The sequence below is a fragment of the Streptomyces sp. Ru72 genome, from assembly GCF_002920635.1.
Lineage (GTDB): Bacteria > Actinomycetota > Actinomycetes > Streptomycetales > Streptomycetaceae > Streptomyces.
Window position 1 is genome coordinate 68,560 of record NZ_PQSR01000014.1, and the last position, 11,857, is coordinate 80,416.

The 11,857-nt window shown below is 70.3% G+C and carries 9 protein-coding genes; 2 read left to right on the forward strand and 7 right to left on the reverse strand.

The annotated features are described in order from the left end of the window. Positions 1–9 precede the first annotated feature (9 nt). Positions 10–1,800, forward strand: coding sequence for a bifunctional sugar phosphate isomerase/epimerase/4-hydroxyphenylpyruvate dioxygenase family protein (locus C3488_RS09605; protein WP_103838916.1), 1,791 nt, complete (start codon positions 10–12; stop codon positions 1,798–1,800). A 22-nt stretch (positions 1,801–1,822) separates the two neighbouring features. On the opposite strand, the gene C3488_RS09610 is transcribed toward C3488_RS09605, so the two are convergent. The 7 genes from C3488_RS09610 to tkt are packed head-to-tail and all read right to left on the reverse strand — an operon-like array spanning position 1,823 to position 10,751. Further along, positions 1,823–2,416 (reverse strand): histidine phosphatase family protein, encoded by a 594-nt coding sequence (locus tag C3488_RS09610; protein WP_103838917.1) that lies wholly within the window; start codon positions 2,414–2,416, stop codon positions 1,823–1,825. 6 nt (positions 2,417–2,422) lie between these two features. Further along, positions 2,423–3,304 carry a phosphogluconate dehydrogenase (NAD(+)-dependent, decarboxylating) gene (gene gnd, locus C3488_RS09615; RefSeq protein WP_103838956.1) on the reverse strand — a complete coding sequence of 294 codons (882 nt, stop codon included), beginning with the start codon at positions 3,302–3,304 and terminating at the stop codon, positions 2,423–2,425. A gap of 10 nt (positions 3,305–3,314) precedes the next feature. Beyond that, a complete protein-coding gene (pgi, locus tag C3488_RS09620; protein ID WP_103838918.1) occupies positions 3,315–4,973 on the reverse strand; it encodes a glucose-6-phosphate isomerase in 1,659 nt (552 codons plus the stop codon). After that, on the reverse strand, positions 4,966–5,904 hold the full coding sequence (opcA, locus tag C3488_RS09625; RefSeq protein ID WP_103838919.1) for a glucose-6-phosphate dehydrogenase assembly protein OpcA: 939 nt from the start codon (positions 5,902–5,904) through the stop codon (positions 4,966–4,968). Before opcA ends, pgi begins: the two co-directional genes overlap by 8 nt. Next, complete coding sequence (gene zwf, locus C3488_RS09630) at positions 5,901–7,514, reverse strand: glucose-6-phosphate dehydrogenase (RefSeq protein WP_258053355.1); 1,614 nt, start codon at positions 7,512–7,514, stop codon at positions 5,901–5,903. The genes opcA and zwf overlap by 4 nt, the downstream gene beginning before the upstream one ends. Next, positions 7,511–8,656: a transaldolase gene (gene tal / locus C3488_RS09635; RefSeq protein ID WP_103838920.1), complete on the reverse strand. Its 1,146-nt coding sequence runs from the start codon at positions 8,654–8,656 to the stop codon at positions 7,511–7,513. Before tal ends, zwf begins: the two co-directional genes overlap by 4 nt. Positions 8,657–8,675: 19 nt before the next feature. Continuing rightward, entirely contained in the window at positions 8,676–10,751 is a 2,076-nt protein-coding gene (tkt, locus tag C3488_RS09640) for a transketolase (protein ID WP_103838921.1), read from the reverse strand. A 145-nt stretch (positions 10,752–10,896) separates the two neighbouring features. Here tkt and C3488_RS09645 point away from each other — a divergent pair, with 145 nt between their 5' ends. Further along, complete coding sequence (locus C3488_RS09645) at positions 10,897–11,784, forward strand: AraC family transcriptional regulator (protein ID WP_103838922.1); 888 nt, start codon at positions 10,897–10,899, stop codon at positions 11,782–11,784. The last annotated feature ends 73 nt before the right edge of the window (positions 11,785–11,857 follow it).

Below are 11,857 nucleotides of genomic sequence, written 5' to 3' on the forward strand. Positions count from 1 at the left end.
GGACCCCTGGTGCGTACCTCCATCGCGACCGTCTCGATCGGCGGATCCCTCACCGAGAAGCTCACCGCGGCGGCCCGCGCCGGGTTCGACGGGATCGAGATCTTCGAGAACGACCTGCTCGCCAGCCCGCTGAGCCCCGAGGAGATCCGGGCCCGCTGCGCCGACCTCGGCCTGGGCATCGACCTCTACCAGCCGATGCGCGACATCGAGGCCGTGCCCGCGGAGGAGTTCGAGCGTAATCTGCGCAGGGCCCGGCACAAGTTCCAGCTGATGAACCGGCTCGGCGCGGACACGGTCCTGGTCTGCTCCAGCGTCTGTCCGCACGCCGAGGACGACGACGCTCTCGCCGCCTGGCATCTGCGCCGACTCGCCGAGGCCGCCCAGGAGTTCGGGATCCGCGTCGCCTACGAGGCACTGGCGTGGGGCCGGCACGTGAGCACGTACGACCATGCGTGGCGCGTGGTCGAGGCCGCGGACCACCCGGCGCTCGGCGTCTGTCTGGACAGCTTCCACATCCTCGCCCGGGGCAGCGACCCGAAGGGCATCGAGGACATCCCCGGCGAGAAGATCTTCTTCCTGCAACTGGCCGACGCCCCGCTGATGGCGATGGACGTCCTGCAGTGGAGCCGTCACTACCGCTGCTTCCCCGGCCAGGGCGGCTTCGACCTCGCCGGGCTCCTCGCCCATGTGATGCGCGCCGGCTACACCGGTCCGCTGTCCCTGGAGGTCTTCAACGACGTCTTCCGCCAGGCCGAGGCGGCCCCCACCGCCGTGGACGCCCGCCGGTCACTGCTCGTCCTCCAGGAGGCGACCGGACTCGCGGCCCCGCCTGCGCCCGTGGTGCCGACCGGTGTCGCCTTCGCGGAACTCGTCACCCCGGACGTCGACCCGGTCTCCGCGGTCCTCGGCGCGCTCGGCTTCGCCCGCACGGCCCGGCACCGGACGAAACCGGTGGACCTGTGGGAGCAGGGCGCCGCCCGCGTCCTCGTCAACACCGGCCCGGCCGCACGCCGTGACGGCACCGCCCTCGCCGCCATCGGCCTTGAGTCCCCGGATCCGGAGGGAGCCGCCCGGCGCGCCGAGGCGCTGCTCGCCCCGGTCCTGCCACGCCGCCGCGACCCGCAGGACGCGCCGCTGGAGGCGGTGTCCGCGCCGGACGGCACGCAACTGTTCTTCTGCGCGACCGGCCGGGGCCGGCTTCCCGACTGGCGCGGGGACTTCGAGGACGTCCCGCACACGGCCCCGGCATCCGGCATCGACCGCGTCGACCATCTGGCCCTCACCCAGCCCTGGCACCAGTTCGACGAGGCGGCCCTCTTCCACAGGAGCGTCCTCGGGCTGGACGCCCAGGAAAGCGTCGACGTCGCCGACCCCTACGGACTGCACCGCAGCCGCGCGGTCACCAACGCCGACGGCAGCGTGCGCGTCGCCCTGAGCATCGGTCCCGCCCCGACCGGCGACGGCGCCCGGGCCCAGCACATCGCGCTCGCGACACAAGACGTGGTCACGGCGGCCCGCCGCTACCGCGAGGCGGGCGGCCGGCTCCTCGAGGTGCCCGCCAACTACTACGACGACCTGGCCGCCCAGTACGACTTCTCCGACGGCGAGCTGGAGACGTACCGCGACCTCGGCATTCTCTACGACCGCGACGCGGACGGCGCCTTCCTGCACTGCTACACGCACACCGTAGGCCGCGTCTTCTTCGAACTGGTCCAGCGGGACGGCGGCTACCGGGGGTACGGCGCCCGGAACGCACCGGTGCGGCTGGCGGCGCAGCACGCGAGCCGACCGGTGCGGTGATCGGGCGTACGGCCCATCCGGCTCACAGGGGCGAGGCGTGGTTCCACTCCGAGATCACGGGCCAGCCGTGCTCGGTGGACAGCCGGCTGACCGTTCCCGTCCCGAGCTGGAACAGGCGCCCCTCGGCGGCCGAGAGGCCGAGACGGCGAGCGGTGAGGACGCGCAGGAAATGACCGTGGGCCACGAGGATCACATCGCCCTCTGCGAGGGCGGGCGCGATGCGGGCCAGTACCCGGTCGGCACGTGCCGCCACCTCGTCGGGCGACTCGCCCGGGTGCTCGGGCGGGCCCGCCGGAACCCCCTGGGTCCACAGGCACCAGTCGGGGTCGGTGCGGTGTATCTCACGGGTGGTGATGCCCTCGTAGCCGCCGTAGTCCCACTCGTGCAGATCCGGGTCGGGGACGGCGCCGGAGAGCCCGGCGAGTTCGGCGGTGCGTACGGCGCGGCCGAGGGGGCTGGTGAGGATGCGCGCGAAGGTGCGTCCGGCGAGCAGCGGGGCGAGGGACTTGGCCTGTTCCTCGCCCCGCTGGGTGAGCGGAAGGTCGGTGAAGCTGGTGTGCTGTCCCGTAACGCTCCACTCGGTTTCGCCGTGGCGGACCAGCAGGAGGTCGCCCACGGCTCGTTACTCCTTCGCGGACTCGACCGCGTGGCCGCCGAACTGGTTGCGCAGCGCGGCGATCATCTTCATCTGGGGGGAGTCGTCCTGCCGCGAGGCGAACCGGGCGAACAGGGACGCCGTGATCGCCGGGAGCGGGACGGCGTTGTCGATGGCCGCCTCGACGGTCCAGCGGCCCTCGCCGGAGTCCTCGGCGTAGCCGCGCAGCTTGTCCAGGTGCTCGTCCTCGTCCAGGGCGTTGACCGCGAGGTCGAGCAGCCAGGAGCGGATGACGGTGCCCTCCTGCCAGGAGCGGAAGACCTCGCGGACGTTGTCCACGGACTTGATCTTCTCCAGCAGTTCCCAGCCCTCGGCGTAGGCCTGCATCATGGCGTACTCGATGCCGTTGTGGACCATCTTCGAGAAGTGGCCGGCACCGACCCTGCCCGCGTGGACGTAGCCGTACGGCCCCTCCGGCTTCAGCGCGTCGAAGATCGGCTGGAGCCGGTCGACGTGCTCCTTGTCGCCGCCGACCATCAGCGCGTAGCCGTTCTGCAGGCCCCACACTCCGCCGGAGACGCCCGCGTCGATGAAGCCGATGCCCTTGATGCCGAGTTCGGTGGCGTGCTTCTCGTCGTCCGTCCAGCGGGAGTTGCCGCCGTCCACCACGATGTCGCCGGGGGAGAGCAGGGCGGCGAGTTCGTCGATGACGGACTGGGTGGCGGCGCCGGCCGGCACCATGACCCAGACCACGCGCGGGGCTTCGAGCTTCTCGACGAGCTCGCCCAGGCTCTTGACGTCGGAGACCTCGGGGTTGCGGTCGTAGCCGACGACGGTGTGGCCGGCGCGGCGGATCCGCTCGCGCATGTTGCCGCCCATCTTGCCGAGACCGATGAGGCCCAACTGCATCGATGCCATGTCAGTTCACTTCTTCCTGAGCGTTCTTGAGCGTGCGGTAGGCGGCCACGAGGGCGGCGGTGGACGGGTCGAGCCCGGGGACGTCGGCGCCCTGGGTCAGGGCGGGCTCGACGCGCTTGGCGAGCACCTTGCCGAGCTCGACGCCCCACTGGTCGAAGGAGTCGATGTTCCAGATCGCGCCCTGCACGAACACCTTGTGCTCGTAGAGAGCGATGAGCTGGCCGAGGACCGACGGGGTCAGCTCGGTGCCCAGGATCGTGGTGGTGGGATGGTTGCCCTTGAAGGTGCGGTGCGGCACCTGCTCGTCGGGCACACCCTCCGCGCGCACCTCCTCCTCCGTCTTGCCGAAGGCGAGCGCCTGGCCCTGCGCGAACAGGTTGGCCATCAGCAGGTCGTGCTGCGCCTTGAGCTCGTCGCTCAGCTCGGCGACCGGGTTCGCGAAGCCGATGAGGTCGGCCGGGATCAGCTTGGTGCCCTGGTGGATGAGCTGGTAGTAGGCGTGCTGCCCGTTGGTGCCCGGGGTGCCCCACACCACCGGGCCGGTCTGCCACTGCACCGGGTGCCCGTCGCGGTCCACCGACTTGCCGTTGGACTCCATGTCCAGCTGCTGCAGGTAGGCGGTGAACTTGGACAGGTAGTGCGAGTAGGGCAGCACCGCGTGCGACTGGGCGTCGAAGAAGTTGCCGTACCAGACGCCCAGCAGACCCAGGATCAGCGGCGCGTTGGCCTCGGCCGGGGCATTGCGGAAGTGCTCGTCGACGATGCGGAAGCCGTCCAGCATCTCCCGGAACCGCTCGGGACCGATCGCGATCATCAGCGACAGTCCGATGGCCGAGTCGTACGAGTAGCGGCCGCCGACCCAGTCCCAGAACTCGAACATGTTGTCAGGGTCGATACCGAACTCGGTGACCTTCCCGGCGTTCGTCGACAGCGCGACGAAGTGCTTGGCGACCGCTTTCTCGTCACCGTCAAAGGCGGCGAGCAGCCAGGAGCGGGCGGACGTGGCGTTCGTGATCGTCTCGATCGTGGTGAACGTCTTGGAGGCGACGATGAACAGCGTCTCCGCCGGGTCCAGGTCCCGCACCGCCTCGTGCAGGTCGGCACCGTCCACGTTCGACACGAACCGGAACGTCAGATCGCGGTCGGTGTAGGCGCGCAGCGCCTCGTACGCCATCGCGGGGCCCAGGTCGGAGCCGCCGATGCCGATGTTGACGACGTTCTTGATGCGCTTGCCGGTGTGGCCGGTCCACTCGCCGGAGCGGACCCGGCCCGCGAAGTCGGTCATCTGGTCGAGCACCGCGTGCACCTTGGGCACCACGTTCTCACCGTCGACCTCGATCACCGCGTCACGCGGAGCGCGCAGCGCGGTGTGCAGCACGGCCCGGCGCTCCGTGGTGTTGATCCTCTCGCCGCGGAACATGGCGTCGCGCAGCCCGAACACGTCGGTGGCGGTGGCCAGTTCCTGGAGCAGCGCCAGGGTCTCGTCGTTGATCAGGTGCTTGGAGTAGTCGATGCGCAGATCACCGACGCGAACGACGTAGCGTTCCGCACGCCCGGGGTCCTGGTCGAACAGGTCCCGCAGGTGCGCGTGCCACTGGGCGCGGTGGTCCTCCAGTTCGGCCCATTCGGGCCGCCGGTCGAGCCTTGGGCTGTCAGACATGAGCGGCACCCTCCTTGGCACCGTCGCCGCCGCGCAGGGCGATGGCGTACATCTCGTCCGCGTCGAGGCGGCGCAGCTCCTCGGCGATCAGTTCGGAGGTCGCGCGCACCTTCAGCGCCAGGGTGCGCGACGGCTGGCCGGGCAGGGTGAGCGTGGCCAGTGGGCCCTCGGGGCGGTCGATGACGATCTCGCCCTTGTCGGTGCCCAGCCGGACGGCTGTGACGACCGGTCCCGCGGTGACGACCCGGTCGACGGACACCTCCAGGCGGGCCTCCAGCCAGCGGGCCAGCAGCTCGGCGGCCGGGTTGTCCGCCTCGGCCTCCACGGCCGCGGAGGTCACCTTCGTGCGGGCCTGGTCGAGCGCCGCGGCCAGCATCGACCGCCACGGCGTCAGCCGGGTCCAGGCGAGGTCGGTGTCGCCCGGCGCGTACGAGGCGACTCGGGCCTGCAGCACGCGCTGCGGGTCCTCGACGGCGTACAGGTCGGTGATACGGCGCTGCGCGAGGGCGCCCAGCGGGTCCTTGGCCGGGTTGTCCGGAGCGTCCACCGGCCACCAGACGACGACGGGCGCGTCGGGCAGCAGCAGCGGCAGGACCACCGAGTCGGCGTGGTCGGACACCTCGCCGTACAGCCGCAGCACGACGGTCTCGCCGGTGCCGGCGTCGGCGCCCACCCGGACCTCGGCGTCCAGGTGCGACCGGGTGCGGTCGCGGGGGGTGCGGGCCTGCCGCTTGATGACCACGAGGGTCCGCGAGGGGTGCTCGTGCGAGGCGTCCTCGGCCGCCTTCATCGAGTCGTAGGCGTTCTCCTCGTCGGTCACGATGACCATGGTCAGGACCATGCCCACGGCGGGGGTGCCGAGGGCGCGGCGGCCCTGCACCAGCGCCTTGTTGATCTTGCTTGCCGTGGTGTCGGTCAGGTCGATCTTCATGGCCTGCGCCAGCTCCGTCCGTCTCGTGCGAGCATCTCGTCGGCTTCCCCGGGACCCCAGCTGCCCGAGGCGTACTGCGCGGGCTTGCCGTGCGTCGCCCAGTACTCCTCGATCGGGTCGAGGATCCTCCAGGACTCCTCCACTTCCTCCGTACGGGGGAAGAGGTTGGCGTCGCCGAGCAGTACGTCCAGGATCAGCCGTTCGTATGCCTCCGGGCTGGACTCGGTGAACGACTCGCCGTAGGCGAAGTCCATCGTGACGTCCCGGATCTCCATCGAGGTACCCGGCACCTTCGAACCGAAGCGAACGGTCATCCCCTCATCGGGCTGCACCCGGATGACGATCGCGTTCTGGCCCAGTTCCTCGGTGGCCGTGGTGTCGAAGGGCGAGTGCGGGGCCCGCTGGAAGACGACCGCGATCTCGGTCACCCGGCGGCCCAGGCGCTTGCCCGTCCTGAGGTAGAACGGCACGCCCGCCCAGCGGCGGTTGTCGACCTCCAGCTTGATCGCCGCGTACGTGTCCGTGGTGGACGCGGGATCGATGCCCTCCTCCTGGAGGTAGCCGCGCACCTTCTCGCCGCCCTGCCACGCGGCCGCGTACTGGCCGCGCACGGTGTGCGCCCCGAGGTCCTCCGGCAGCTTCACCGACTTCAGGACCTTCATCTTCTCGGTGACCAGCGACCCGGCGTCGAAGGCGATGGGCTCCTCCATGGCCGTCAGGGCCATCAGCTGGAGCAGGTGGTTCTGGATCACGTCACGGGCGGCGCCGATGCCGTCGTAGTAGCCGGCGCGGCCGCCGATGCCGATGTCCTCGGCCATGGTGATCTGCACGTGGTCCACGAAGGACCGGTTCCAGATCGGCTCGTACATCTGGTTGGCGAAGCGCAGCGCCAGGATGTTCTGGACGGTCTCCTTGCCCAGGTAGTGGTCGATGCGGAACACCTGGTCCGGCTCGAACACCTCGTGCACGATCCGGTTCAGCTCGCGGGCGCTCGCCAGGTCGTGGCCGAACGGCTTCTCGATGACCGCGCGCCGCCAGGAGCCCTCGGGAGCGTCGGCGAGGCCGTGCTTCTTCAGCTGCTGGACGACCTTCGGGAAGAACTTCGGCGGCACCGAGAGGTAGAAGGCGTAGTTGCCGCTGGTGCCCCGGGAGGCGTCCAACTCGTCGACGGCGGACTTCAGTTGCTTGAACGCCGTGTCGTCGTCGAAGTCGCCGGGGATGAACCGCATGCCCTCGACGAGCTGCTGCCAGACCTCCTCGCGGAAGGGCGTACGGGCGTGCTCGCGCACCGCGTCGTGCACCACCTGCGCGAAGTCCTGGTCGGCCCAGTCGCGCCGGGCGAATCCGACGAGGGAGAAGCCCGGCGGCAGCAGACCGCGGTTGGCCAGGTCGTAGACCGCCGGCATCAGCTTCTTGCGGGACAGGTCGCCGGTGACACCGAAGATGACCAGTCCGGAAGGGCCCGCGATGCGGGGCAGACGGCGGTCCCGGGGGTCGCGCAGCGGGTTGTCCCAGGCGGATGAACCGCTGTCGGGAGGGGTGAGGGCGGCTTCGAGCACCAGCGTGCTCTCGGCCGGAGCCGCGCCCTGTGCCATGTTCTGCTCGCTCATTCCGCGTCAACTCCCTTGCTGTTCAGGGACTTCGTCACGGCGTCCAGCAGGTCCTGCCAGGCCGTCTCGAACTTCGCGACGCCCTCGTCCTCGAGCTGCTGCACGACCTCGTCGTAGGAGATCCCGAGCCGCTCCACGGCCGCCAGGTCGGCGCGGGCCTGCTCATAGCCGCCGGTCACCGTGTCGCCCTGGATGCCGCCGTGGTCGGCGGTGGCCTCCAGGGTGGCCTCCGGCATGGTGTTGACCGTGCCCGGCGCGACCAGTTCGTCGACGTACAGGGTGTCCTTGTACGCCGGGTCCTTCACACCGGTGGAGGCCCACAGGGGGCGCTGCCTGTTCGCACCCGCGGTCTCCAGCGCGCTCCACCGCTCGGAGGCGAACGCCTTCTCATAAGCCTCGTACGCGAGTCGCGCGTTCGCGAGCGCAGCCCGGCCCTTGAGAGCCAGCGCCTCGTCGGTCCCGAGCTTCGTCAGGCGCTTGTCGATCTCCGTGTCGACGCGTGAGACGAAGAAGGAGGCCACGGAGTGGATGGCGGACAGGTCGAGCCCGGCCGCCCGGGCCTTCTCCAGGCCCGCGAGGTAGGCGTCCATCACCTGGCGGTAGCGCTCCAGGGAGAAGATCAGCGTCACGTTGACGCTGATGCCCTGGCCGATGACCTCGGTGATGGCCGGCAGGCCCGCCTCGGTCGCCGGGATCTTGATCATCACGTTGGGCCGGTCGACGAGCCAGGCGAGCTGCCTGGCCTCGGCGACGGTCGCCGCCGTGTTGTGGGCGAGGCGCGGGTCGACCTCGATGGAGACCCGGCCGTCCCGGCCGTCCGTCGCGTCGTACACGGGCCGCAGGATGTCGGCGGCGGCCCGGACGTCGGCGGTGGTCATCATGCGGACGGCCTCCTCGACCGTCACACCGCGCACGGCCAGGTCGGCCAGCTGCTCCTCGTAACCCTCTCCGGAGCCGATGGCGGCCTGGAAGATGGACGGGTTGGTGGTGACGCCCACCACGTGCTGGGTCTCGATGAGTTCGGCGAGGTTGCCGGATGCGATCCGCTTGCGGGACAGGTCGTCCAGCCAGATCGACACGCCCGCCTCGGACAGGCGCTTCAGGGGCTCCGCTGCTGCGGTTGCTTCGGTCACTGTGATCATCTTCCTTCTGGCGATCGGATCAACCGCGGACGGCGGCGAGGGATTCCCGGGCGGCGGCGGCCACGTTCTCGGGGGTGAAGCCGAACTCGGCGAACAGGGTCTTGGCGTCGGCGGAGGCGCCGAAGTGCTCCAGGGACACGATGCGTCCCGCGTCGCCGACGTACCGGTACCAGGTCAGGCCGATACCGGCCTCGACGGCCACCCGGGCCTTCACGGACGGCGGGAGGACGCGCTCGCGGTACTCGGCGGGCTGCTCCTCGAACCACTCCACGGACGGCATCGACACCACCCGGGTGCCCACGCCCTCGGCCTGAAGCTGCTCCCGCGCGGCGACGGCGAGCTGCACCTCGGAACCGGTGGCGATGAGGATGACGTCCGGCGTCCCGGTGGAGGACTCCTTCAGGACGTAACCGCCCTTGGCCGCATCGGGGTTCGGGGCGTACGTCGGCACACCCTGGCGGGTGAGCGCGAGGCCGTGCGGGGCGGGGTTGGTGGAGTGCCGCTTGAGGATCTCGGCCCAGGCGACGGCGGTCTCGTTGGCGTCGGCCGGGCGGACGATGTTCAGACCCGGGATCGCGCGCAGGGACGCGAGGTGCTCGACCGGCTGGTGGGTGGGGCCGTCCTCGCCGAGGCCGATGGAGTCGTGCGTCCACACGTACGTCACCGGCAGCTGCATGAGGGCGGACATGCGGACCGCGTTGCGCATGTAGTCGGAGAACACGAGGAACGTGCCGCCGTAGATACGGGTGTTGCCGTGCAGGGCGATGCCGTTCATCTCCGCGGCCATGGAGAATTCGCGGATGCCGAAGTGGACGGTGCGGCCGTACGGGCTCGCCTCCGGCAGCGGGTTGCCCTTCGGCAGGAACGACGACGTCTTGTCGATGGTCGTGTTGTTCGACCCGGCGAGGTCGGCGGAGCCGCCCCACAGCTCGGGGATGACGGCACCGAGCGCCTGGAGCACCTTTCCGGAGGCGGCACGCGTGGCGACGGACGCGCCCTCCTCGAACTCCGGAATCGCCTGCTCCCAGCCGTCGGGGAGCTGACCGGCCACGACACGGTCGTACAGCTTCGCGCGCTCGGGCTGGGCACCGCGCCACTCGGCGATCCGCTTGTCCCAGGCGGCGTGCGCCTCGGCACCCCGGTCCAGGGCCTGACGGGTGTGGGCGAGGACTTCGGGGGCCACCTCGAAGGACTTCTCCGGGTCGAAGCCGAGGACGCGCTTGGTGGCGGCGACCTCGTCCGCGCCGAGCGCGGAGCCGTGCGCGGCCTCGGTGTTCTGCGCGTTCGGAGCCGGCCAGGCGATGATGGTGCGCATCGCGATGATCGAGGGGCGCTCGGTCTCGTCCTGCGCCGCCTTCAGCGCCGCGTAGAGCGCGTGGACGTCGATGTCGCCGTTCTCGGCGGGCTCGATGCGCTGGGTGTGCCAGCCGTAGGCCTCGTACCGCTTCAGTACGTCCTCGGAGAAGGCCGTCGCGGTGTCGCCCTCGATGGAGATGTGGTTGTCGTCGTACAGGAAGACCAGGTTGCCGAGCTTCTGGTGGCCGGCCATGGAGGAGGCCTCGGCGGAGACGCCCTCCTCCAGGTCGCCGTCGGAGACGATGGCCCAGATCGTGTGGTCGAAGGGGGACTCGCCCGCCGGGGCCTCCGGGTCGAACAGGCCGCGCTCGTAGCGGGCGGCCATCGCCATGCCCACCGCGTTCGCGACACCCTGGCCGAGCGGACCCGTGGTGGTCTCGACACCGGCCGTGTGCCCGTACTCCGGGTGACCGGGCGTCTTCGAACCGTGCGTGCGGAACGCCTTCAGATCGTCCAGCTCCAGCTCGTAGCCGGCCAGGAAGAGCTGCGTGTAGAGGGTCAGCGAGGTGTGGCCGGGGGAGAGGACGAAACGGTCACGGCCCGTCCACTCGGGATCCGCCGGATCGTGGCGCATCACCTTGTGAAAGATCGTGTACGCGGCCGGGGCCAGGCTCATCGCGGTGCCCGGGTGGCCGTTGCCGACCTTCTGCACGGCGTCGGCCGCCAGGATACGGGCGGTGTCGACGGCGCGCCGGTCGAGCTCGGTCCATTCGAATCCGTCGGTGCTCTGCGCACTCATCTTCAAGAGTCCTCACTGGATGTGGAATCGCTGGCGGAACGCGTTCAAACCTAAAAGTCTGACTTTTGCCGGGGAAGGTGCGCCTGTGTCAGCCTTCGGTGAAAGTGGGACATCGACAGCGGTACCGAGGCGGCACGAGAAGGACATGGCAGACAGAACAGGGCAAGACGGCGACGGGATCAGGACATACGCGTTCCCGGTCGACCGGAGCGTCTGCGGCGTCGGTATGCAGGTGGGCCCCATGGAGCCGGGGCGCACCTGGCACGAGCACGCGCCGCTGGACCGTGTCCACCGCATCGATTTCCATGTCCTGATGCTCTTCACTGGCGGCCCCGTGACACACATGGTGGATTTCGCCGAGTACGAGATGGCCGACGGCGACCTTCTGTGGATCCGCCCCGGGCAGGTCCACCGGTTCTCCCGGGCGAGCGAGTACCGCGGCACCGTGCTCACCATGCAACCCGGCTTCCTGCCCCGTGCCACGGTGGAGGCCACGGGCCTCTACCGCTACGATCTGCCGCCCCTGCTGCACCCCGACCCCGCCCAGCTCGCCGCACTCCGGGCGGCCCTCGCCCAGCTCCGGCGCGAGTACGAGGACACCACCACACTGCCGCTCGGTCTGCACACCGAGGTGCTGCGGCACGCGCTGACCGCGTTCCTGGTACGCCTCGCGTACCTCGCGACCAGCTCAGCGGAGGCGGCCCGCGCCCAGATCGACACCACCTTCACCCGCTTCCGCGACGCGGTGGAGAAGGACTTCGCGACGAACCACAGCGTCAGCGCCTACGCCGACGCCCTCGGCTACTCCCGCCGCACCCTCGTCCGCGCCGTCCGCGCCGCCACCGGCGAGACGCCCAAGGGCTTCATCGACAAGCGCGTGATCCTCGAGGCCAAGCGCCTGCTGGCGCACACGGACCTGCCGATAGGCCGCGTCGGCGCCGCTGTGGGCTTCCCCGACGCGGCGAACTTCTCCAAGTTCTTCCACCAGCACACGGACACGACGCCGGCGGCGTTCCGGGCGGAGCTGCGCTGAGTCCCGTGCACGGTTCCGTGCACGGGGAAATCCGTGCATGGGAAAGGGGCCCCACGCGCGCGTGGGGCCCCTT

Bases quoted from the DNA above. Each gene is read 5' to 3' on its own strand.
- gnd (WP_103838956.1), bottom strand. From the start codon at position 3,304: ATGCAGTTGGGCCTCATCGGTCTCGGCAAGATGGGCGGCAACATGCGC.
- tkt (WP_103838921.1), bottom strand. From the start codon at position 10,751: ATGAGTGCGCAGAGCACCGACGGATTCGAATGGACCGAGCTCGACCGG.
- opcA (WP_103838919.1), bottom strand. From the start codon at position 5,904: ATGAAGATCGACCTGACCGACACCACGGCAAGCAAGATCAACAAGGCG.
- pgi (WP_103838918.1), bottom strand. From the start codon at position 4,973: ATGTCTGACAGCCCAAGGCTCGACCGGCGGCCCGAATGGGCCGAACTG.
- zwf (WP_258053355.1), bottom strand. From the start codon at position 7,514: ATGAGCGAGCAGAACATGGCACAGGGCGCGGCTCCGGCCGAGAGCACG.
- C3488_RS09645 (WP_103838922.1), top strand. From the start codon at position 10,897: ATGGCAGACAGAACAGGGCAAGACGGCGACGGGATCAGGACATACGCG.
- tal (WP_103838920.1), bottom strand. From the start codon at position 8,656: ATGATCACAGTGACCGAAGCAACCGCAGCAGCGGAGCCCCTGAAGCGC.